Origin of the sequence: Rhodomicrobium udaipurense JA643 (assembly GCF_000636015.1) — a bacterium.
Classification (GTDB): Bacteria; Pseudomonadota; Alphaproteobacteria; order Rhizobiales; family Rhodomicrobiaceae; genus Rhodomicrobium; species Rhodomicrobium udaipurense.
The window spans coordinates 1-21810 of record NZ_JFZJ01000055.1 but is presented as its reverse complement, the minus strand read 5'-3'; the positions used below and the strand labels follow the sequence as shown (position 1 = coordinate 21810).

The following is a 21810-nucleotide window of genomic DNA, read 5'->3' as shown; positions in this document are numbered from 1 at the left end:
TCGCCGCAATCCGCGCCCGCCGCCGCTGCGGGGTGCTTCTCATCTCGCACGACCTGCACGTGGTGCTCGGCGCGAGCGACCGCGTCGTGTGCCTTAATCGCCATATCTGCTGCGAGGGCGTGCCGCAGCACGTGGCTGCGCATCCCGAATATATGCGGCTGTTCGGCCCGGAAGCCGCTGCGAGCCTCGGCATCTACGGCCATCGGCACGATCACACGCACTCGCTTTCGGGCGACGTCTGCGGCGGGGGCACCTGACATGCTCGACGATTTCGTAACGCGCGCCGTGCTCGCCGGGCTCGGTGCTGCGGCGTTGGCCGCTCCGCTCGGCTGCTTCGTTGTGTGGCGGCGCATGGCCTACTTCGGCGAAACCGTCGCCTATTCCGGCCTGCTAGGCGTGGCGCTCGGCTTCCTCCTCGGCGTGGACCTGACGCTCGGCGTGATCGTGACCGCCGTTGCCATGGCGCTGCTGCTGTCGGGCCTGCAAGCGCAACGCGCGATCCCCTATGACACGCTGCTCGGCATCCTCGCGCATGTCGCGCTGGCATCCGGCCTCATCGCGGCGAACTTCGTGAGCGGCGCGCGGCTCGACCTCATGGGCTACCTTTTCGGCGACATCCTCGCGGTATCGCGGGCCGACGTTTTCTGGATCTGGGGCGGCGCGGCGGCGGTGCTCGCGGCGCTGACGCTGCTATGGCGCCCGTTGCTCGCGCTGACCGTGCATGAGGAACTCGCCGCAGCCGAGGGCGTGCGCGTGCGGCGGACCGAGACCGCGTTCATCCTGCTGATCGCCGTGACGGTCGCGCTCGCCATGAAGGTTATCGGCATCCTGCTCATCACGTCGCTGATGATCTTCCCGGCGGCAGTGGCGCGGCCTTTCGCGAAGACGCCCGAGCAGATGGCAGTGCTGGCGGCTCTGGCGGCGGCGGCGGCTGTGGCAGGCGGGCTGTTCCTGTCGCTGAAGCTCGACACGGCGGCGGGGCCGTCCATCGTGCTCGCGCTCGCCGCGCTGTTTTTTGTCGCGGCGGTACCCACGTTAGCGCTGCGGGGGCGGTGATCTGTCTCTGGGGGCCGAGGGGGGGAGGGAAGAGACATTTTACTCGGGATCCAACTGCGGGCATATCAGCAAAGGTTGTGCTGGCGCGAGAGAAGTTGTGCCCGCGGGCATGACCGCAAAATTCATGATGCGGGTAATGAAGCAAGCCAAAAACGAGGCACGGATTTTCCTGCGCATAAAACCTACAACTATCTTGGTAAGCGGCACATATCGGCTTAGGGGAAGCTTGTGTACTCGTACATTCGGAGATGAGTATGGAAGCTAAAAAACATTTACTGCTGCTTGGTGCGGGGTTTAGCCGGAATTGGGGCGGCTGGCTTGCTTCTGAAGTGTTCGAATACTTGCTTGGTATTCCGGAGATTTCCGATTGCCCCAAACTCCGCAGCCTCCTGTGGTCGACCAAGCTGAAAGGGCGCGGTTTTGAGGGTGCACTGGCGGATATGCAGGCGCAGTATGCGTGTTTGCAAGACGCGGAATCGAAAAAGCTGCTCGACAAACTGCAATCTGCTGTAGCCAAGATGTTTCAGGACATGAACGATGGGCTGGAACGGCGCACGTTTGAATTTTCGAATTCCTCTGCAAGTTCGGTGTGCGAATTCCTTGCCCGTTTCGATGCGATCTTTACCTTAAATCAGGATGTGCTGCTAGAGACGCATTACGACTTCGTGCAATGCCCGCCGCCGCATAGATGGTCCGGACGCGTTTTTCCAGGCATGGTCGCCACCCATCTCGGCGGACAATTACCGTTGTCCCGGAAGTCTTGGATACCCAGCGGAGAGCATAAGGTGCCGCGCGGTTCTCAACCGATCTTCAAGCTTCACGGTTCCACGAACTGGCAAGCCCCCGACAGTAGCAACATGCTTATAATTGGCGGCAACAAAAGCCCGACGATTCAGGCGCTGCCGCTTCTGAGGTGGTACAGTCAACAGTTCGCCGAGTATTTGCGCTCCCCTAATGCGCGCCTGATGGTGATTGGTTACGGCTTTCGCGACCAACACATCAATGAGTATCTTCAGGCCGCGAAATCCTCGGGGCTGCGGCTATTCATCATTGATCCCGAGGGAAGCGACGTAGTGGAGCGCATCAAATGGGCGTCGGGGGCGATTGGTGCCCCCGGTCATCCAACAGACCTTGAAGAAATGATTAACGGGGGATCAAGGCGTTCCCTACGCGAGATTTTCGGCGGTGACGACGTTGAGCTTGCGAAGGTGAAGCGGTTCTTCGACTCTTAGTCATCCACCTCGCCGTCTGAGGTTCGATCCTCAGTAGTCCGCAAAGCGATTTGAAAGCGGAACACCGATCTAACAAAATTTTTATAGCCGCTTATTCGGCTTCCGGCCTAAGGCGGCCCGCATCCGAGCCACGCCCACGCTTATCACTGCGACGCCATCGTTTTTTCGCCTCACCCACCTAAAAAGGAACGTCGCCGATTTATCGAGCCGGTCCGTAACCCCATGCGCAGCATTAAAACCTCACCACACCCCCGCGCCAATTCGAACGCTGGCCTTCGCGCGGTTTTTCTCCTATGACCAAGGCAAAAGAAAACCGGCGATCCGGAGAAGGACCAATGAGCGACACGCGTGAACCGAGGCACATGACAACCGCAGTGAAGGTTGGGGGCGTGACCGTGGGCGGAGGCGCGCCGGTCGTCGTGCAGTCCATGACGAACACCGCCACCTCCGACGTCGACGGCACGGTCGCGCAGGTCGCGGCCCTCGTGCGGGCGGGCTCCGAGCTTGTGCGCGTCACCGTGGACCGCGACGAAGCCGCCGCCGCCGTGCCGCACATCCGCGACCGCCTGCTCGCGCAGGGCATCGACGTGCCGCTCGTCGGCGACTTCCACTATATCGGCCACCGCCTCCTCGCCGATCACCCGGCCTGTGCCGAGGCGCTCGCGAAATACCGCATCAATCCCGGCAATGTCGGTTTCCGCGACAGCCGCGACGACCGCTTTTCCAAGATCATCGAGATTGCGCTCAAGCACGACAAGCCCGTGCGCATCGGCGTGAACTGGGGCAGCCTCGATCAGGATCTGCTGACCGCGATGATGGATGAGAATTCCCGCGCAGCGAAACCCAAAGATACGCGCGACGTGATGCACGAGGCCATCGTCACCTCTGCGCTGAAGAGCGCGCAGCTCGCCGAAAGCCTCGGCATGGGCAAGGACAAGATCATCCTCTCGGCGAAAACCAGCTCGATTCAGGATCTCATCAGTTGCTACACGCTGCTCGCCTCGCGCTGCGACAACGCGCTGCATCTCGGCCTGACCGAAGCGGGCATGGGGTCGAAGGGCATTGTCGCGTCGGCGGCGGCGCTCGGCATCCTGCTTCAGAAGGGCATCGGCGACACGATCCGCGTTTCGCTGACGCCGGAGCCGGGCGGCGCGCGCACGAAGGAAGTCGAGGTCGCGCAGCAGATCCTTCAGACGATGGGCTTCCGCACCTTCGTGCCGATCGTGGCCGCGTGTCCCGGCTGCGGGCGCACCACGTCGACGCTGTTCCAGGAACTCGGGCAGAACATCCAGACGCATCTGCTTGAGAACATGGCGGAGTGGCGCAAGACCTATCCGGGCGTAGAGACGCTGAACGTGGCCGTCATGGGCTGCGTGGTGAACGGGCCTGGCGAGTCGAAGCACGCCGACATCGGCATTTCGCTGCCGGGCACGGGCGAGACGCCCGCCGCGCCGGTGTTCGTCGATGGCGAGCGGGTTGCGACGCTTCGCGGCCCGACGATGGCCGACGATTTCATGGTGATGGTGCAGGAGTATATCGAGAAGCGCTTCGGCCAAGGCGCGCCGAAGGGCCAGCGGATGCCGCTCAAGGCCGCGGAGTAGCTACGACGACGTGATGCGCCCCGCTTGCTGGATCAGGCGGGGATAGTCGCGCATACGATACCCTGATTACTCCCGTTTTGGTCTGCCAAAAGACCTCTCCGCAGCCAAATCTCCGATTGAGGAAGTTGATCTTCGTCCCAATCTGTATCCGGCAAATTTCCAAGTCCGGACATTAAATGCGTTACTAGATATTTAACATCCACTTTCTCTTCTGATCGCGTTCGATAGCGATTCCGAGGAAACTCGACTGACCAGCCTGAAGGAAATTGCCTCTTCAAAGCTTCAACCCAACCATCGCCTCTCGTCAGTGCGTAAAATAATTCTTCGGTTTTTGTCTGGTACGCAATGATCAGAGGGATGGCGTAGAGAAGCTGTATCGGGTTACGAGAGGCCCAAACTGAAGATAGCGTCTTGAGTATTTCCATACACCTCTCGATATCGCGGGGAGCAACGTGAAAATGTTCAAAAGCTGATATGATAAAGGCTTCCTCCTGCGAAGTCGGCGCTTCCATTTTATTATAGTTTATACATTCGCGAACCGCTATTTCCTGCACGAGCTTGTCGAGCTTGGGTAAGGAGAAGGTATATGTACTATCGAAGAAGCGGCGCAGGTAACCGCTTCCGTCGAAGCTATGTCCGTACACACCGTTCACAGAGTGGGATAACTGCTGCGTATTCGTCGCTAGAACGAAAGCCACATTCGGCATACCGAAAAGATGCTTCACACGTTCTAGAAGTTGCACCGCGTAGGTGGGGCGACACCTATCCAACTCATCAATCAGGATTATTAGGGGAAGTTTTTCCGGAACCCTCTGATCGAATAGCGTTTGCAATTTTTTCTTAAATGAAGCTACAGCATTTTTGTTTTCTCTGAACCTATCGATATACTTTGAGAACCCATCAATTGCCTGATTGGCTTCTCCATTAAGGGCATCCTTTATGCCATCAATGCCGCCTTCTGAAATTATATAGCTAGCTCCGACCTTCGCTGTCGAGCGGGCCAATGCCCAGGCGACTTTTGCGCCTTGCGATTTAGCGTCAGCCCATCCCTTCCGCTTCTTGCCGGTCAATCGAGACAACACCTCATCAAGCGCGGCGAGGATCGCAACAAGCGGATCTGCGGCGTGATCGTCGGCCCATGCGTCTATTATGACTGCGGTATAGCCGTCTTTTTCGAGGTCTCGCGCAAAGCGTTTGAGGAAAAAGGATTTTCCTTGTCCCCACGGCGCATCGATGTTGAGAACGAAGGATTGCCCCCGTTCAGCGCGTTCATCCGTGCGACCGAGTAGAAATTTCTTTAGGAACTCCGCCTCTTCACGACGCCCAAGGTGATCGTCGCTCCACGGATCAATTGCGGCAGAACCATTTTCTTCGGAAGCCATCTCGAACCTCAGCAGATAAATATCTATCAATCTGTAGAGAGATGTTTCCGAGTCGGCAATCCCATGTCGCCGCACTCCCGCCGCAAGCCTGAACGCATTCTGAACGCGCGGTTCCGGGGCCGTTCAGGCGGCATCGCTTAAGGTTCTTCCATAAGGTCAAGCAGACCTGGTGGAGGCCAACATGAAGACCCGCATCGCGCTTTTTGCTCTTTCGCTCATCGCCCTGCCGCTTACTGCGGCGCAGACCGCATCCGCCGAGCCGTACGGCGCGCAGGTCGCTCGCGACAGAGCGCACATCGTGCACCATCGCCGTCAGATCCAGAAGGACAAGCAGGAGGCCGCCTATTACGCCGGTCGGCAGGCGCAGGCCGCTCGCGACGGCAACTACGGCGCGGCGCGTTACTTCGGCCATAAGAAGCGGCAGGAGCAGGCGCAGATTCACGAGCAGCGGCGGAAGCTGTGGCGCGACCGCGCAGAACTTCGTCGCGACCGCTATTGGCGCAATCATTATTAATCGCGCCCTGACCGCAGCGCATCGCGCGCAAGGTCCGAGGTGGCCGGGAGAAATCCCGGCCATTTTGTTGTGCGTGTCGCCGACAGTACCGCCGGATCTGCGCCGCGTTGGCGAAACGCCCAGAGCGCGCCTTTGATGGACTCAAAGGCGCGCTCGTTAATCTCTCATGATCCTATCGCAAAAGCGGCGTTTTGCGGTTCTAGCTGACGCTGCGCTGCCACCAACCCTTTTTCGGCGGGCCGGTACGCACCGGCTTGGGCTTGGGTTCCGGCGCGGGGGGCGGAAGGATCGCGATCTCCGCTTCAACCTTGACCTGCTCCTCCGCCGGTTCGTCCGGTTTCGCCTCAACGGCTTCCGCTGCGTCTGCGTTTGGCGACTGCGGTGCATCGGCTTCGACTGCCGACACCTCCAACTTGGCCTCCGCCTCGGCTGCGGGTTCGCTCGCAACCTCTGCCGCAAGTTCGGCGACCGCTTCGGACTGGGCCGGAGCGCTGGAAGCGGCGTCGGCCGTCGCATCCTCGCCGACGGCCTGAACGGACTGCGGCCCGGCTTCAACTGCCGTCGAGGTTTCGACGGGCGCGACCTCAACGGATTGCTCCAGCTGCGGCGCCGTATCGGCGTGCGCTTCCGCCGTCACGGCCTCAGCCGCTGGCGACGGCACGACCGGAAGTCCGTGCTCGAAGTCGATCTCGGGTTGCTCGCCAAGTCCGGGGATCTCACCGGGCTGGCCCGCAAAATCCTCGCGATGACGCCTGCCACCGCGACGGCCTCTGCGCCTGTTCCGGCGGAACTGGCCTTCCTGACGGCCCTCGACGCTCTCCTGGCTACTCTCACCATTCGCGACTGAAGCCGCTTGCGCGCCGGCCTCCGTCACGCCCTCGTCGGCACCGTCCGTATCGTCATCATCATCGTCGTCATCGGAGCCTTCCGGCATCGAGACCGCATGACCGTTCGGAAGCGGTGCATCGGCGGCGGCGTCGCCCCGGCCGCGCCGACGGCGGCGCTTGCGGCGAGACGTCCGCTTCTCGCCTTCGCCTTCAGCAGACACAGGTGCGGCAGGGGAGGACCCAGGCTCGGCTTCCTCTTCCTCGTCCGTCTGCGCCAACGACGCAGTTTCCATGTGAACCACGCGCGAGTCGCCCACGATCGGCGGCACCGCTTCGGCGCCCCGCTCAAGCACGAAATGCGCGCCGTGCGCCTTGTCGTCCGGCTGAAGAACGATTGTCACGCCGTAGCGGAGTTCGATATCGCGGAGATAGGAGCGCTTGTTGTTGAGGATGTAAAGCGCGGCTTCCGTCGACGCGGTCAAGGTGATGTTGGCCGCTCCTTGCGTCCGCAGGTGATCCTCGATCGATCGCAGGATCATCAGCGCCACAGACTCGGTCGACCGGATGTGGCCGACGCCCTGGCAGACCGGGCACGGCACAGTCGACACTTCGACGACGCCCTGACGCAGCCGCTGACGCGACATCTCCAGAAGGCCGAAATGGCTGATATGGCCGACCTGGATGCGGGCGCGGTCGTGACGCAGGCTTTCCTTCAGCTTGCGTTCCACGGAGCGGTTGTTGCGCCGCTCGTCCATGTCGATGAAGTCGATAACGATGAGGCCCGCGAGGTCGCGCAGGCGTACCTGCCGCGCAACTTCCTCGGATGCTTCCATGTTCGTCTTCAGCGCGGTGTCTTCGATGGAGTATTCGCGCGTCGACCGCCCGGAGTTCACGTCGATGGCGACGAGCGCTTCGGTCTGGTTCAGCACGATATAGCCGCCGGACTTCAGCGTGACCACCGGGCTGAACATCTGGTTCAACTGACGCTCGACCTCATACTTGGTGAAGATCGGCTCAGGTTCCTTGTAGAGCAGCACGTTCTTCGCATGGCTCGGCATGAGCATGCGCATGAATTCTTTCGCCTCGTGATGCGCTTCTTCGCCCGCGACAAGAATTTCGTCGATGTCCTTGTTGTAGAGGTCGCGGATCGAGCGCTTGATGAGGTCGCCTTCCTCGTAGACGAGGCAGGGCGCGGTGCTCTTCAGCGTGAGATCGCGGACATTCTCCCACAGGCGCAGTAGATATTCGAAGTCGCGCTTGATCTCGGCCTTGGTGCGCGACGCACCCGCCGTGCGGATGATGAGGCCCATGCCTTCCGGCACATCGAGTTCCTGCGCGATTTCCTTCAGGCGCTTGCGGTCTGCCGGTACGGTGATCTTACGCGAGATGCCGCCGCCGCTGGCCGTGTTCGGCATCAGCACGGTGTAGCGGCCCGCGAGCGAGAGGTAAGTCGTCAGCGCCGCGCCCTTCGAGCCGCGCTCCTCCTTCACAACCTGAATCAGGACGATCTGGTTGCGCTTGATGACTTCCTGAATCTTGTAGTGACGCCACCGGCGCTTGTGACGCTGCGGCAGTTCTTCGAGCGCGTCCTCGGAACCGACGACCTCGACCGGCGCGGGCGTGGCGCTTTCCGGCACGGAAATAATGCCGCCGTCGTCCGAAGCCGACCCGCTGTCATCATCGCCTGCGTCGTCATCGCGAGAGCGATGCTTCGCCCTCGGCTGCTTGTCGTCCGCGTCCTCGACTTCGTCGTCATCGTCCTCTTCGTCGTCGTCCGAATCTTCGTCCTCGAGCTCGTCGTCGTCCTCGTCAGCCTCGTCATCTTCTGAATCGGGGCCGCCGTCCACGTCGTCGGGATGGCTCGGAATTTCGTCGCGAGCTTCCTCGCCGCGCGCGATGGCGGCCGTGAACTCTTCATAAAGCGTGGGCGGAAGCACGGCTTCGAGCGCGATCGCACCGCCATTGCCGGATTCGCCAGCGATGTTTTCTTCGGGCGCGGTTTCGCCTGCGTCGGCCTGATCCGTAGGCGTGGCGTCAACCGCCGCGGCGAATTCAGCCCGAACGTCCTCGCTCGGAGCTTCGCCAGCGGCTGCCGCGACATCGGGCTGGCTCTCGCCGTTGCTTGCCTCGGTGGATGTTTCCGTGCCGCCTTCGGCTTCAGGCGCCCTGTCGGCGGACCTGCGATTTGGACGGCTTTCGCCCGCGTCGCGGTAACGGCCCTGCCGGTCCGCCGCCTCTTCTTTCATCAGCTGTTCGCGGACAGCGACCGGGATCTGGTAATAATCCGGATGGATTTCGGCGAAGGCGAGAAAGCCGTGGCGATTGCCGCCGTAGTTCACGAACGCCGCTTGAAGCGAGGGCTCGATACGGGCAACCTTGGCCAGATAGATGTTGCCTCGAAGCTGCTTCCGCGACGCCGACTCGTAGTCAAATTCCTCGACGCGATTGCCACGCGTCACCACCACCCGTGTCTCTTCCGGGTGGGTGGCATCGATTAACATCTTGTTTGCCATTGCAAATGCTTCCTGGCGCGCCCGCGCCAAAGCGTGGCCTCGCGATCATGGCGACATGATCGAGCGGACCGGCCGGACGGACGCACTGTTTGTTGATCGCGCTCTCGCCGCTTCGAACCAGCGCAAGGCTGGGAGCGCCGTCTTTTCCATTTTGGAGAAAGAGGGTCGACAGGCTTTGGATGCCGGACACGGCACCTTTCATATCAAGCAAGTCGGAGCGCGAGGTTGACATTGTTGTTGAGTCTCGGCTCGCCAACGGGCCCGTTTCTTCCTCGAAACGATGCGGCGAGACCACGATTCCGTGGCGATTTATTGTTCAGGGATTCAACATCCCGGCTGCTTTGCCTTCGACACTCGCGGTGCTGCCCAATCCAGATGGATCGATGCCCGTGGGCGATTGCCAAATTCACCACCTGATCCTGCTAGGCGGATTAGCAAAGCAGAAGCCAGCCTAATCGACCAGGATTGACATACCTCTAATACGTTGTGTTTGGCTTCGCTGCAAGCAAGACCTAACCGACGTCCAACGAATTGGTGAAAACGCGGGATGCATCACGGCTCCGGCGGCGGCGAGGTGGACGCCGACAAGCCCATGCTGTAGGACGTGGCACCAGTGCTCTGGCGCATACGTTTGGTCCACCTCGCTGCACGATCTCAAGCAAACGCATGCACCTCCAAGAGCACTAGCAACCAATTGATCTAGTGCAGTTTCGAATTTTGCATTTGATGACGGTGCCACCAACGGGGGTGGATCAAATGTAAAATTCAAGGCACTAGGGGCATCGAACCATGGAGCCCGGCCTGAGACCTTCATCGGCTTTCGCGGCGTGTTGCGCTTTCCTCGTACTCGCCCTGTTCATGAGCGCCGCGCGCGCCGAAGACATCGTGGTAAGCGCGAAGATCGGCGGCGACAGCCAGCGCACGCGCTTCGTCGCCTTCGTCTCCAAAGCGGTCGAGTTTCGTGTTTTCTCCATGGCCGATCCTTACCGGATCGTGATCGACATGCCTGAGACCGACATCCAGGTGCCGGGCGGCAAGGGGCGCGGGCTGATCCTCTCGTCGCGGTCGGGTCTGCTCGCGCCAGGGAAGTCGCGCATCGTGATCGACCTCGCCGCGCCCGCGCTTATCGAGAAAGCCGAGTTGCTGCCGCCCGAGAACGATCTTCCGGCCCGGCTCGTGATCGACCTCGCTCGCACGACACACAAGACGTTCCTCGCCTCCGTCAAGGCTCCGCCACCCGCGCCGAAGCCGGAGGATGAGCCGCAAAGCGCCGCCGCGAAGCCGGATGCCGGAGACAGGCGTCCGCTCATCGTGATCGACCCCGGGCACGGTGGCATCGACGCAGGCGCGGTTGGCCGTGTTACGAATGCGCTTGAAAAGGACATCACCTTCGATTTCGGCAAGAAGCTCGCCGCGAAGCTCGAAGCGACGGCGCGCTATCGCATCCTGATGACGCGAACGTCGGACGTCTTCGTTTCCCTCGACGATCGTTCGGCCATATCGGTTAAGGCGAAGGCGGACCTTCTCATCTCGATCCACGCCGATGCCCTGGACCCGAAACGCCTCGGCGTGAAGGCGCTGAAGGAGGTTCGCGGCGGCACCATCTACACCCTGTCGGAAGAAGCCTCCGACGACCAGGCGAACGTCATCGCGCAGAACGAGAACAAGGTGGACGTGCAGGCGGGCGTGGCAAGCGAGCAGACTGCGCCGGTCGTTTCCGAGGAGATTGCGTCGATACTCAACGATCTCGAAAACCGGATCAAAAAGAACCGATCGACCGCCATCGCGCACTATCTCATCGACCACATGAAGGGCAAGATGAAGTTCAACATCCGGCCGCAGCGCTCGGCGAACTTCCGCGTGCTGAAAGCGCATGGCGTGCCCGCGATCCTGATCGAACTCGGCTATCTCAGCAATGAAGACGACGAAAAGCTCCTTATCTCGGAAGAGTGGCGTACAACGATCTCATCGGTTCTGGGGGAGGCAATCAGCGCGTTCATGTCGGAACGGCAGGCGCACATTCCCTTGTGAGCCGGGGGGCGGATGCGCACGCCCGCAAGCGCAGCCGCGGCCGTGTCCCCGTTAACCCGCGGTTGTACAGGATATGATGTTGTGGTTTAGCCGGGTAGAATAAGGAATATATGCTGTCACAATTTGGGCATGCCGTTATGCTCGTGATGGCGTCGCCGAACCCCCTCCGGTCGCTTTGTTTGGTCTGATCGTGGAACCGGCCGAATAATCAAGCGTGGAACTGATGCAAAGCAAGCCGCCTGTACTGCCGCCCCCCGTGAAGAAAAAGCGCCACAGGAGTCTCTTCCTGAGCTTTCTCGGGTTTGCGTTCACGGCAGGCGTTTTCATATTCATCGCCGCAGCTGCCGGAGCGGCCTATTTTCTCTGGACGATTTCGCAAGATCTTCCGGACTATGACAAGCTTGCCAATTACAAGCCTCCTATCATTACGCGCGTGCACGCCGGCGACGGTCGCCTCATCGCGGAATTCGCGAAGGAACGGCGGATCTACGTTCCCGTTCAGGTCATGCCCAGGCCGCTTATCAACGCGTTCCTCGCGGCCGAGGACCAGAGCTTCTGGGAACATGGCGGCCTCGATTTTCGTGGCATACTGCGCGCCGTCTACAACAACCTGACGAAAAACAAGAAGGAAGGCGCGTCCACCATCACCCAGCAGGTGGCCAAGAACTTCCTTTTGACGAGCGAGCGATCCTATCTCCGCAAGGCGAAGGAAGCGATCCTTGCCGTCCGCATCGAGCGCGCCTACACGAAGGAGCGCATCCTCGATCTTTATCTGAATCAGATCTATCTCGGGGGTGGCTCCTACGGCGTTGCAGCAGCGGCCCTGCGGTACTTCGGCAAGGAGCTGAACGACCTGCAATTGCACGAGGTCGCCTATCTCGCCGCGCTGCCTAAAGAGCCGACGAAGCTGCAACTCACCACCGCGCGGCCCGGCAGCAAAGCCTTCCAGGACGCCCTCCTGCGGCGCAACGACATCCTCAACAACATGGCGCGCTTCGGCTTCATCAAGCAGGAAGATGCGGATCAGGCGAAGAAGCAGCCGCTCGAAATGGTGTCGCGCTCTGTCGGCCCGTCGACCTTCGCCGCCGAATATTTCGCCGAGGAAGTTCGCCGCACGCTCGCCGACATGTACGGCCTCGAAGACACGGACGACAATTCCAGCGTCTATGCGGGCGGCTACTCGGTGCGCTCCACGCTCAATCCCGGTCTCCAGATGATGGCGCGCTCAGCCCTGCGCGCCGGGCTCGTCAACTTCGACCGCAAGCATGGCTGGCGCGGGCCGATCACGAAAATAGATCTCGCCATCGCCAACGATTGGGGCACGAAGCTCGCCGAGGTGCCCGCGCTCTCGGACGTCGATCCGTGGCGGCTCGGCGTCGTGTTGCAAACCGCGAAAGACAAGGCCGTTATCGGCTTGCAGCCGGGACGCTCGTCGAACAATACGCTGGATACCGAACGCAAGACCATCGAACTCGGCGCCGATGGCGCGAAATGGGCCTTCGAGAGGATCAGGACCAAAACGAAGGGCCCTATCGGCATCAGCGACATCCTTACAGTCGGCGATGTCGTGTATGTTTCCCCGCCGAACGAAATCGACCTCCTGAAGGAGCGCGAGCGCAATCCGAAGCTCGCGGAAGGCAAGACCGCGCTGCCCGCCTGGTCGCTGATGCAGGTGCCGCAGATCGGCGGCGCGACCGTTGTCATGGACCCGCATACCGGCCGCGTGCTTGCTCTTGTCGGCGGCTTCAGCTTCGCGGAAAGCCAGTTCAACCGCGCGCTGCAAGCGCGTCGGCAGCCGGGCTCGTCGTTCAAGCCGATCGTCTACGCCGCCGCCCTCGACAACGGCTACACGCCCGCATCCGTGGTGAACGACGCCGTCTTCTCGGTGGATCAGGGCAACGGACAGGGCGAATGGAAGCCATCGAATTACGACAAGCAGGTGCACGGCCTACAGCCGCTCCGTATCGGCATCGAGAAGTCGCGAAACCTGATGACGGTGCGGCTCGCGCAGGATCTCGGCATGCCCATCGTCAGCGAATATGCGCGCCGTTTCGGGGTCTATGACGATCTCCCGCCGCTGCTCTCCATGGCGCTCGGCGCCGGCGAGACGACGCTCATCCGGCTGACGACCGCCTATTGCATGTTCGTGAACGGCGGCAAGAAGATCAACTACACCTTCATCGACCGCATCCAGAACCGCATGGGCCAGACGATCTGGCGGCACGATAACCGCGCCTGCGACACCTGCAACGCGGAGTCGTGGAGGGGTCAGGAAGAACCACAGCTCAACGACGAACGCACGCAGATCATCGACCCGATGACGGCCTATCAGGTCACTTCGATGCTTGAAGGCGTCGTCGTGCGAGGCACGGGGTCCATCGTCTGGAAGCGGGTGCAGAAGCCGCTCGGCGGCAAGACCGGCACGACGAACGACGAAAAGGACGCCTGGTTCATCGGCTTCTCGCCCGACATCGCGATGGGCATCTTCATCGGCTACGACAACCCGCAGCCGATGGGCCATGGTGAAACCGGTGGCGAGTTGGCCGCGCCCATCTTCGCCGATTTCTTCAAGATGGCGCTGAAGGACAAGCCCGCCGTTCCGTTCCGCATGCCCGCCGATATCCGGCAGGTGCGCGTCAACAAGCGCACGGGCCAACGCACCGATCCGGCCGATCCAGACGCCATTACCGAATATTTCAAGCCGGGCACCGAGCCGCCGGAAGGCTACGCGACCGCCTCTGCGTCCTACCCTGCGGGAGACCAGCAACCGGGCTATGGCGGCCAGCCGGGAGGTTACGGTCAGCAGGGTGGCGGGTATCCGGGCGAAAGCGGCGGAGGCTGGAGGCAGCCGCCGTCTCAGCCGTCGTCCGGCGGATGGGGCCAGCCGCAACCGACGCCCCCAAGCCAGCCTGGCACCGCAGGCGGCTACCCGCCGCCCTACGGACGGACCGCGCCCAGCCCCGGAGGCTTGTACTAGCCTGTTGCAATCCTATCTGCGTCCGGAGCACTTCTCTGGATGCAGACAGGATCGGCATTTTGGGCTGGAACTCAGCGCTGCCCGGTGCGATTGTCGAAATCAGCCCCAACGCCCGGCGAGCGCGCGCAGAGTACACTGGCGCTATGTTGGCTTAATCTTTACAGTTTTGTAATAACGGACCTGGATGCCAGTGTTGCGCTCCGGCTCCTGCTTCACAGACGGAACTTCTCCATGCGCCCTGAAACACAAGCCATCGTCGACGAAATCAAGCAATCCCTCTCGCTTCTGCGGAGGTATCTTTGACTGGGATAAAGCAAAGATCCGCCTCGCGAACCTGAACGAGATCGTCGAAGACCCGACGCTGTGGGACAATCCGCAGCGCGCGCAAAAGCTGCTCCGCGAGCGGCAGCACCTCGACACCGCGCTCACCGCCTATTCGCAACTCGCCGCGCGCCTCGACGACGCCGTCGGCCTCATCGAACTCGGCGAGGAAGAAGGCGACGAGGAGGTGGTGAAAGAGGCCGAGGCGTCGCTCGCCGTGCTGCAAACCGAAGTGCAGAAGCGCGAAGTCGAAGCGCTGCTTTCGGGCGAAGCGGATGGCAACGACACCTTCCTCGAAGTCCATGCGGGCGCGGGCGGCACCGAGAGCCAGGACTGGACCGAAATGCTGCTGCGCATGTACATGCGCTGGGCCGAGGAGCAGGGCTACAAGGTCGAATTGATCGAAAGCGCGGCGGGCGAAGAAGCCGGGCTGAAATCGGCGACGATCCAGGTGAAAGGCTCGAACGCCTTCGGCTGGCTCAAGACCGAGTCCGGCGTGCATCGCCTCGTGCGCATCTCGCCCTATGACTCAAACGCGCGCCGCCATACGAGCTTCGCGTCGGTCTGGGTTTATCCGGTCGTGGACGACACCATCGATATCGCGGTGAACGAAAGCGACTGCCGCATCGACACCTACCGCGCGAGCGGCGCTGGCGGCCAGCACGTGAACACCACCGACAGCGCGGTGCGCATCACGCATGTGCCGACCGGCATCGTGGTGCAATGCCAGATGGAGCGCTCGCAGCACAAGAACCGCGCAACCGCGTGGAACATGCTGAAGGCGCGGCTCTACGAGCAGGAACTGAAGAAGCGCGAGGATGCCGCACACGCCGCCGCCGCATCGAAAACCGACATCGGCTGGGGCCACCAGATCCGCTCTTACGTGCTCCAGCCCTATCAGATGGTGAAGGATCTTCGCACCGGCATCGTGAACACGAACCCGCCGGCCGTGCTCGATGGCGATCTTACCGCGTTCATCGAGGCGGCGCTGGCGCAGCGCGTGCATGGCGGCGGCCCGGCCAAGGTCGAGGATCTGGATTAGTGGCGGAGCAAACCCCGCCGCGCCTCATCATCTTCGACTTCGACGGCGTCATCGCCGACAGCGAGGTTTTGGCCTGCGGGGCGCTTGCCGCCTATGCGGGCGACCTCGGCGCGCCGATGACATGGCAGGAGGCGGCGAAGCTGTTCGTCGGCAAGCGCGCGTCCGACGAGGTCGCCACCATGGAAGCGCTGGCGGGCCGTCCGCTCCCGGACTTCCTGCCCGAGCTTGAGCGCCGCACGTTTGCGCTATTCGAGCGCTCGCTGCGCCCCATCCCCGGCGTCGCCGACTTCATCGAGCGCCACGCGGACATCCCGCGCTGCATCGCGTCGTCGAGTTCGCCGCGCCGGATCGCCCTGTGCCTGCGCGTAATGGGCCTCACCGACCGCTTCCCGCGCGGCATCTACAGCGCCGAGACCGTGGCGCGCGGCAAGCCGTTTCCCGATATTCTCCTGAAGGCCGCGCGCGAAGAAGGCGTGGAGCCGCGCGATGCCATCGTGATCGAGGATAGTGCGGGCGGCGTCCGCGCGGCGGTTGCGGCGGGCATGCGCGTAATCGGGCTTCTAGCCGCGTCGCATCTGCCGCCGAACCACGAAGCGGCGCTCGTCGCGGCGGGCGCGACGTTCATCGCCCGCGACTATGACGAAGTTGCCCGCATCATTGATGCGCTATAAGGCACACGCGATCTCCGCCACGATGGCGCGAGCGGCGGCGTTTGGATCGGCAGCGCGCGTGATCGGGCGGCCGACGACAATATAATCCGCGCCCGCGGCGATGGCCTCCGCAGGCGTCGCCGTACGCGCCTGATCGTCGCCCACAACGCTAGCGCTTGTCGGGCGAATGCCGGGCGTCACGACCGCAAGCCGCGAACCGAAGGCGCTTTTCAGCGCACGCGCCTCAAGCGCCGACGAAACGATGCCGTGGAACCCCGCATCAGCCGCAAAGCCCGCGCGCGTGAGCACGAGGTCGCTGGCGGATAGCGTGATGCCTTGTCCCGCGAGACTTTCCGGCCGGGCGTTCGTAAGCAGGCTGATGCCGAGCAGCTTCAGCGACGAGCCCGCCGCGCCACGCACCGCCGCCGCGACCGTCGCGTCATCCTGCGCGTGCACCGTGAGGAACGCCGCGCCGAGTGCCGCCACGCGAGCCGTCGCCCGCTCAACGGTGGCGGCGATGTCGTAGAGCTTCGCATCGACGAATACGCTCGCGCCGCCTTCCGCCAGCCGCTTCACGAGCGCCACGCCGTCTGCCGTCATCAAGAGTTCGAGGCCGATTTTCGCCACCGCATGCGGCAGCGCAAGCCGGTGCCAGAAGGCCGCCGCTTCGTCCGCGTAGGGGAAATCCAGCGCCACGATCAGTTTCTTCTCGGCTTCGGTCTCGAACGGCATCGGCATCCTCGCTGCTTTTTCGCCAGTGCTCTGGCGCATATTTTTGATCCACGTTGCGGCACGCTCTCCAGCAAAAATATGCGCCTCAAGAGCACCAGCAACCAATTGATTCTAGTGCAGTTTCGAATTTTACATTTGATGACGGCGCCAGCAGCGGGCGTGAATCAAATGTAAAATTCACTGCACTAGCCTGCCGGAAAGGCGCGCCTGAACCAACCGATTTCAGGCCCATCATGGCAGGGATGAGCGAAAAACGGGGCGCAAACGATGCGGCCCCCGCTCGTCTCAAGTGCAATTCCCTTTTGTCAACGGTCGTGTCATCCTGAGAAAAAGGGCGCTCACCGCCCCGAAGAAAAACAAAGGGGGAACCGCGATGCTTCTGACGCCGCAGCATGAGCAGTTGCGCGACCAGGTAGAGCGCTTCGTCAAGAACGAGATCAACCCGTTCGTGGATGAATGGGAGCGTGCGGAGGAGTTTCCCTCGCACGAACTCTTCAAAAAGCTTGGCGCACTCGGCGTGCTCGGCACGAAATACGACGAAGCCTATGGCGGCCTCGGGCTAGACTTCTCCTATTCGGCGACAGTCGCGGAAGCGCTTGGCACTTGCGATTGCGGCGGCGTGCCGATGGCGATCGGCGTGCAGTCGGACATGGCGACGCCCGCGCTGCACCGCTTCGGCAGCGAGGAGTTGAAGCGGGCATGGCTCGCGCCAACCATCGCGGGCGACATGGTGGCCTGCCTCGGCGTGTCGGAGCCGGGCGCGGGCTCGGACGTCGCCTCGCTGAAGATGACGGCGCGGAAGGATGACGGCGACTACGTCATCAACGGCTCGAAGATGTGGATCACCAACGGCATGAAGGCCAACTGGTGCTGTCTGCTCGCCAACACGTCCGACGACAAGCCGCATCGCAACAAGTCGCTCATCGTCGTGCCGATGAACGCCAAGGGCATCACGCGGCAGAAGATCCGCAAGCTGGGCATGTTCTCTTCGGACACGGCGCAGCTTTTCTTCGACGACGTGCGCGTGCCGCAAACCAACGTCATCGGCGCGGAAGGCATGGGCTTCACCTTCCAGATGCTGCAATTTCAGGAGGAGCGGCTCTGGGGCGCGGCGAACTCGCTGACCATGCTCGACCGGCTCATCGACGCCACCATCGACTACACGCGCCAGCGCAAGGCGTTCGGCAAGTCCATCCTCGACAATCAGGTGGTGCATTTCCGGCTCGCGGAACTGCGCACGGAGGTGGAGGCGTTGCGCTCGCTGACGTGGCGCGCGGTTGAGGAATACGTCTCCGGGCGCGACGTGACGAAGCTCGCTTCCATGGCGAAGCTGAAATGCGGGCGGCTCATCCGCGAGGTGACGGATTCCTGCCTGCAATATTGGGGCGGCATGGGCTTCACCTGGAACAATCCGCTGAGCCGCGCCATGCGCGACGGTCGGCTCGTGTCCATCGGCGGCGGCGCGGACGAGGTGATGCTGGGCATCATCTGCAAGTTCGAAGGCACGCTACCGCGCGAGAAGAAGGACTGACGATGGCCGATCCGACCACATTGGCGCTGGAGCGCAACGGCGGCGTGCTGACGATCCGGCTCAACCGGCCGGAGGTCCGCAACGCCATGTCGCAGACGATGCTGGCGGAATTGCTGGCGGCACTCGCGGACGCGGAAGCCACGGGCGTGCGCGTCGTGGTGCTGCGCGGCGCGGGCGGCCATTTCTGCGCGGGCGCGGATTTGCGCGACATGGCGGCGGCGCGCATGGCTCCCATCGGCGATACTGACCCGGTTGCGACATCGAACGCGGCTTTTGGCTATGTCTGCGCAGCTTATGCGCGCTCGCCGCTGGCTGTCGTCGCCGTGCTCGAAGGCAGCGTCATGGGCGGCGGCTTCGGCCTGGCCTGCACGACGGATGTGGCGCTCGCCGCGAGCAGCGTGGATTTCCGCCTGCCGGAAACGTCGCTCGGCGTGATCCCCGCGCAGATCGCGCCGTTTCTTGTCGAGCGGCTCGGCTATTCGGAGGCGAAGCGGTTGGCGGTGACGGGGGCGCGGTTCGGCGCGGGGGAAGCCTATCGCATCGGGCTCGTTCACCGCGTGTGCGAAACGGGCGCGGACCTCGACGCGGCGCTCGCCGAAACGCTGCGCCAGATCCTCGCCTGCGCGCCGGGCGCGGTGGGTGAAACCAAGGCGCTCTTGCGGCGCGCGCGTTTCGAGGATGCGGGCGCACTCGTGGAGCACGCCGCCGCCGTTTTCGCGAAGGCGGCGCGCGGTGCGGAAGGTGCCGAAGGGCTCGCCGCCTTTATCGAGAAGCGCAAGCCGAATTGGGTGGAGTAGCCCGCGCTAAATCTCCGCCGTCGCCGCGTCCAGCCAGGCTCGGTCGGCGTCATCGAGATGGGAGGCAAGCGCCTCGCGGACGCGCGCGTGATACGCGTTCAGCCAATCGCGCTCGGCGGGCGAGAGCAGCGCCGCATCGATCAGCCGCCGGTCGAACGGCGCAAGCGTCAGCGTCTCGAAGCCGAGCATCTCCGTCTCACCGCCGTCGATGCCCTGCGCGGGCGTCACGGCAATTAGGTTTTCCAGCCGGATGCCATACTGCCCTTCGCGGTAATAGCCCGGTTCGTTCGAGAGGATCATGCCCGGCTCAAGCGCCACCGTGCCACGCGGCGAGATATTCGCCGGGCCTTCATGCACCGAAAGGAAGCTGCCGACGCCGTGGCCCGTGCCGTGGCCATAGTCCAGCCCCGCGTCCCACAGCGCACGCCGCGCGAAGCTGTCCAGCGCCGCGCCGGTGGTCTTCGCGGGGAAACGCGCCGTTGCGATGCCGATATGCCCCTTCAGCACAAGCGTGTAATGGCGGCGCATGGCCGCGCTCGGCTCGCCGATGGCGATGGTGCGCGTGATGTCGGTCGTGCCGTCGCGATACTGGCCGCCGGAGTCGATCAGATAAAGTGTGCCCGGCAGAAGCGGCTTGTTCGTCTGCGGCGTGGCGCGATAATGCACGATGGCGCCGTTCGACCCCGCGCCGGAAATCGTGTCGAAGCTGAGATCGACGAGCTTGCCCGTATCGCGGCGGAACGCTTCGAGCCTGTCCGACGCCGCGAGTTCATCGACCGTACCGGACGGCGCGTTCGCATCGAGCCACGCAAGGAACTGCACCACCGCCACGCCATCGCGCAGATGCGCCGCGCGCGCGCCTTCGAGTTCGGTTGCGTTCTTGGCGGCCTTGAAGCGGATGCTCGGGTCGTCGCCCTCAATGACTTTCGCGCCCGCGACTTTCAGGATGTCGGCCACGCGAAGCGTTGTGTATGTCGGGTCGGCGATGACCTTCGCCGCTGCACCCACGAGGCGCGGGAGCACCTTCCACAGGTCGCCCAGCGGATGCAGCGCGGCCAACGCTTCGAGCCCTTCGCGGTTCTCGTCCGTCACATGGCCCGGCGAAACGAACAGCGTCGGCTGGCCCTTCAACGGCACATAGGCGCGGGCGAGCGCCACCGGCGTATGCGCGACATCGCCGCCGCGGATGTTGAACAGCCACGCCACCGCGTCCGGCGCGCTCACGATGAGCCCCGTTGCCTTCCGCGCGGCGATCTCCTTCTGCACGCGCTCAAGCTTCGAGGCCGCGCTCTCGCCCGCGAACGCCTCGTCGTGGAAAACGATGGGCGCGAAGGACGGCGCGGGGCGATCCTCCCACAGCGCATCGATGGGGTTTGCCTTGATGGCCCGAAGCTCGAAACCGGCCTTTTCGGCCTCGGCCTTCAGCGGCTTGAAACTCGCCTGCGTGAAAAGCGACGGGTCGTAGCCGATCGCCGCGCCCGCGCCCGCGTGCTCGCCGAGCCATTTCGCAAGCGTCACCTTCGGGAACAGCTCGACCGCATAAAGCGCCGTATCCACCTGCGCCTTCGCCTGAAGCGTATAGCGGCTATCGACGATGAGCGCGGCCTTGTCGGCGAGCACAACCGCCGTCCCCGCCGAGCCGGTGAAGCCCGTCAGCCACGCGAGGCGATCCCAGCATGCGGGCACGGACTCGTTCTGGAACTCGTCGGCTTTCGGGACGATGAAGCCCGCGAGCTTCTCTTCGGCGAGGGCATCGCGCAGCGCGGCGAGGCGGCTTTCGTGTGTATGCGGCATGGGCAAACCTCGGCTGAACGGTCGGGCGTTATTCGGCATGTGGCGCGGGCGCGAATTATACGAAAGTCGCAGACGGGGATGCAACACCGCTGAGCGTTAATGAATGCTTTTGTATTCGCGTTTGAGAGGCCGGACAGGTTTCCGTCAGCATAACTCGTTACGATGCAGCTTTCAAAACCAAGTGTATTGCGAGGGAAGTCGATGGGCCCCATTTCTGGAATCACCGCATTTGCTTCGAGCAGCGGTCGCTACGGTCTCGAAGCGGACAATGAAGAGGCTTTCAAGAGAGCTCTGGAGCGAGAGACGGACGCTCCGATGCCAAGGCGCGTCGCTTATCAGGAGCTTTCTCCGCCCGGCGATTGCACGTGGGCCAAACACAAAGAGTTGCAGAATGAAGTAAATCTTGCGTGCAAAGATGGCGCAACGCCTGCTTGTGAGCCTAATGACAGCAAAAAAGTAGTCCTTGAAAAAATCGACAAATTCTCCGCATGCGTTGCCGCCCGAGTGAAGATAAACGCGACCTGTTTTCGTGGCGGCGATGACGGTCATAAAAGGCAGGTCGAAACGACAAACAATGGAGGTCAGCGCTGCCATGACAAGCTCACCCGGGCGGAAAAACGAGAGGCAAAATCCTCCGCTACGGATGAAATGGCTGCGCCCTCCTCAAATCGCAGCGTCTGGGAGAAGATGGAGAAAGCGACAGGGTTAACCGGCGCGGCCCTTGTGGCCTATCTTATCGTCTCCGAGGGAAGCCGGGTCTTCCCGCCCAGAAACGCAATACCGCTGCCTTGATAGATGGAACGAACCCAG

15 protein-coding genes and 1 pseudogene are annotated in these 21810 nt (G+C 62.6%); 12 read left to right on the top strand and 4 right to left on the bottom strand.

Annotated features, from left to right (window positions below):
• The 4 genes and pseudogenes from T281_RS19100 to ispG form a co-directional block, all read left to right on the top strand.
• Positions 1 to 257: pseudogene (locus T281_RS19100) on the top strand (zinc ABC transporter ATP-binding protein); the annotation flags it as partial.
• Position 258: 1 nt separating this feature from the next.
• Complete coding sequence (locus tag T281_RS09615; RefSeq protein ID WP_037237863.1) at positions 259 to 1056, top strand: metal ABC transporter permease; 798 nt, start codon at positions 259 to 261, stop codon at positions 1054 to 1056.
• A 254-nt stretch (positions 1057 to 1310) separates the two neighbouring features.
• Positions 1311 to 2288 (top strand): SIR2 family protein, encoded by a 978-nt coding sequence (locus T281_RS09610; protein ID WP_162173152.1) that lies wholly within the window; start codon positions 1311 to 1313, stop codon positions 2286 to 2288.
• A gap of 335 nt (positions 2289 to 2623) precedes the next feature.
• Positions 2624 to 3889 (top strand): flavodoxin-dependent (E)-4-hydroxy-3-methylbut-2-enyl-diphosphate synthase, encoded by a 1266-nt coding sequence (ispG, locus tag T281_RS09605; RefSeq protein WP_037237859.1) that lies wholly within the window; start codon positions 2624 to 2626, stop codon positions 3887 to 3889.
• A gap of 32 nt (positions 3890 to 3921) precedes the next feature.
• Here ispG and T281_RS09600 read toward each other — a convergent pair whose 3' ends face one another.
• Entirely contained in the window at positions 3922 to 5271 is a 1350-nt protein-coding gene (locus T281_RS09600) for a KAP family P-loop NTPase fold protein (protein ID WP_155955188.1), read from the bottom strand.
• A 181-nt stretch (positions 5272 to 5452) separates the two neighbouring features.
• Here T281_RS09600 and T281_RS09595 point away from each other — a divergent pair, with 181 nt between their 5' ends.
• Positions 5453 to 5785: a hypothetical protein gene (locus T281_RS09595; RefSeq protein ID WP_155955187.1), complete on the top strand. Its 333-nt coding sequence runs from the start codon at positions 5453 to 5455 to the stop codon at positions 5783 to 5785.
• A gap of 199 nt (positions 5786 to 5984) precedes the next feature.
• On the opposite strand, the gene T281_RS09590 is transcribed toward T281_RS09595, so the two are convergent.
• Positions 5985 to 9125: an Rne/Rng family ribonuclease gene (locus T281_RS09590; protein WP_037237855.1), complete on the bottom strand. Its 3141-nt coding sequence runs from the start codon at positions 9123 to 9125 to the stop codon at positions 5985 to 5987.
• A 789-nt stretch (positions 9126 to 9914) separates the two neighbouring features.
• On the opposite strand from T281_RS09590, the gene T281_RS09585 reads away from it, so the two are divergent.
• From T281_RS09585 to T281_RS09570, 4 genes are all read left to right on the top strand, one after another.
• Positions 9915 to 11156, top strand: coding sequence for an N-acetylmuramoyl-L-alanine amidase (locus tag T281_RS09585; RefSeq protein WP_052037324.1), 1242 nt, complete (start codon positions 9915 to 9917; stop codon positions 11154 to 11156).
• A 223-nt stretch (positions 11157 to 11379) separates the two neighbouring features.
• Complete coding sequence (locus T281_RS09580) at positions 11380 to 14133, top strand: penicillin-binding protein 1A (protein WP_052037325.1); 2754 nt, start codon at positions 11380 to 11382, stop codon at positions 14131 to 14133.
• 231 nt (positions 14134 to 14364) lie between these two features.
• Positions 14365 to 15496, top strand: a protein-coding gene (prfB, locus tag T281_RS09575; protein WP_155955186.1) for a peptide chain release factor 2 whose coding sequence is annotated in 2 segments (ribosomal slippage) — positions 14365 to 14433 and positions 14435 to 15496 — 1131 coding nt in all. Because the reading frame shifts where the segments join, the coding sequence is not laid out codon by codon here.
• Positions 15496 to 16167 (top strand): HAD family hydrolase, encoded by a 672-nt coding sequence (locus T281_RS09570; RefSeq protein WP_037237854.1) that lies wholly within the window; start codon positions 15496 to 15498, stop codon positions 16165 to 16167. Before prfB ends, T281_RS09570 begins: the two co-directional genes overlap by 1 nt.
• Here T281_RS09570 and pyrF read toward each other — a convergent pair.
• Positions 16162 to 16878: an orotidine-5'-phosphate decarboxylase gene (gene pyrF / locus T281_RS09565; protein WP_037237869.1), complete on the bottom strand. Its 717-nt coding sequence runs from the start codon at positions 16876 to 16878 to the stop codon at positions 16162 to 16164. The genes T281_RS09570 and pyrF overlap by 6 nt on opposite strands.
• A gap of 373 nt (positions 16879 to 17251) precedes the next feature.
• Here pyrF and T281_RS09560 point away from each other — a divergent pair, with 373 nt between their 5' ends.
• Together T281_RS09560 and T281_RS09555 are read left to right on the top strand one after the other, a co-directional pair.
• Complete coding sequence (locus T281_RS09560; RefSeq protein WP_037237853.1) at positions 17252 to 18409, top strand: acyl-CoA dehydrogenase family protein; 1158 nt, start codon at positions 17252 to 17254, stop codon at positions 18407 to 18409.
• A 2-nt stretch (positions 18410 to 18411) separates the two neighbouring features.
• Positions 18412 to 19206 (top strand): enoyl-CoA hydratase-related protein, encoded by a 795-nt coding sequence (locus T281_RS09555; protein ID WP_037237852.1) that lies wholly within the window; start codon positions 18412 to 18414, stop codon positions 19204 to 19206.
• 6 nt (positions 19207 to 19212) lie between these two features.
• On the opposite strand, the gene T281_RS09550 is transcribed toward T281_RS09555, so the two are convergent.
• Positions 19213 to 21000 (bottom strand): aminopeptidase P family protein, encoded by a 1788-nt coding sequence (locus T281_RS09550; protein ID WP_037237851.1) that lies wholly within the window; start codon positions 20998 to 21000, stop codon positions 19213 to 19215.
• A gap of 201 nt (positions 21001 to 21201) precedes the next feature.
• Here T281_RS09550 and T281_RS17725 point away from each other — a divergent pair, with 201 nt between their 5' ends.
• Complete coding sequence (locus tag T281_RS17725; protein WP_052037323.1) at positions 21202 to 21792, top strand: hypothetical protein; 591 nt, start codon at positions 21202 to 21204, stop codon at positions 21790 to 21792.
• The last annotated feature ends 18 nt before the right edge of the window (positions 21793 to 21810 follow it).

Bases quoted from the DNA above. Each gene is read 5' to 3' on its own strand.
- T281_RS09550 (WP_037237851.1), bottom strand. From the start codon at position 21,000: ATGCCGCATACACACGAAAGCCGCCTCGCCGCGCTGCGCGATGCCCTC.
- T281_RS09595 (WP_155955187.1), top strand. From the start codon at position 5,453: ATGAAGACCCGCATCGCGCTTTTTGCTCTTTCGCTCATCGCCCTGCCG.
- T281_RS09615 (WP_037237863.1), top strand. From the start codon at position 259: ATGCTCGACGATTTCGTAACGCGCGCCGTGCTCGCCGGGCTCGGTGCT.
- pyrF (WP_037237869.1), bottom strand. From the start codon at position 16,878: ATGCCGTTCGAGACCGAAGCCGAGAAGAAACTGATCGTGGCGCTGGAT.
- T281_RS09610 (WP_162173152.1), top strand. From the start codon at position 1,311: ATGGAAGCTAAAAAACATTTACTGCTGCTTGGTGCGGGGTTTAGCCGG.
- T281_RS09585 (WP_052037324.1), top strand. From the start codon at position 9,915: ATGGAGCCCGGCCTGAGACCTTCATCGGCTTTCGCGGCGTGTTGCGCT.
- ispG (WP_037237859.1), top strand. From the start codon at position 2,624: ATGAGCGACACGCGTGAACCGAGGCACATGACAACCGCAGTGAAGGTT.
- T281_RS09600 (WP_155955188.1), bottom strand. From the start codon at position 5,271: ATGGCTTCCGAAGAAAATGGTTCTGCCGCAATTGATCCGTGGAGCGAC.
- T281_RS09560 (WP_037237853.1), top strand. From the start codon at position 17,252: ATGCTTCTGACGCCGCAGCATGAGCAGTTGCGCGACCAGGTAGAGCGC.
- T281_RS09590 (WP_037237855.1), bottom strand. From the start codon at position 9,125: ATGGCAAACAAGATGTTAATCGATGCCACCCACCCGGAAGAGACACGG.
- T281_RS17725 (WP_052037323.1), top strand. From the start codon at position 21,202: ATGGGCCCCATTTCTGGAATCACCGCATTTGCTTCGAGCAGCGGTCGC.
- T281_RS09580 (WP_052037325.1), top strand. From the start codon at position 11,380: ATGCAAAGCAAGCCGCCTGTACTGCCGCCCCCCGTGAAGAAAAAGCGC.
- T281_RS09555 (WP_037237852.1), top strand. From the start codon at position 18,412: ATGGCCGATCCGACCACATTGGCGCTGGAGCGCAACGGCGGCGTGCTG.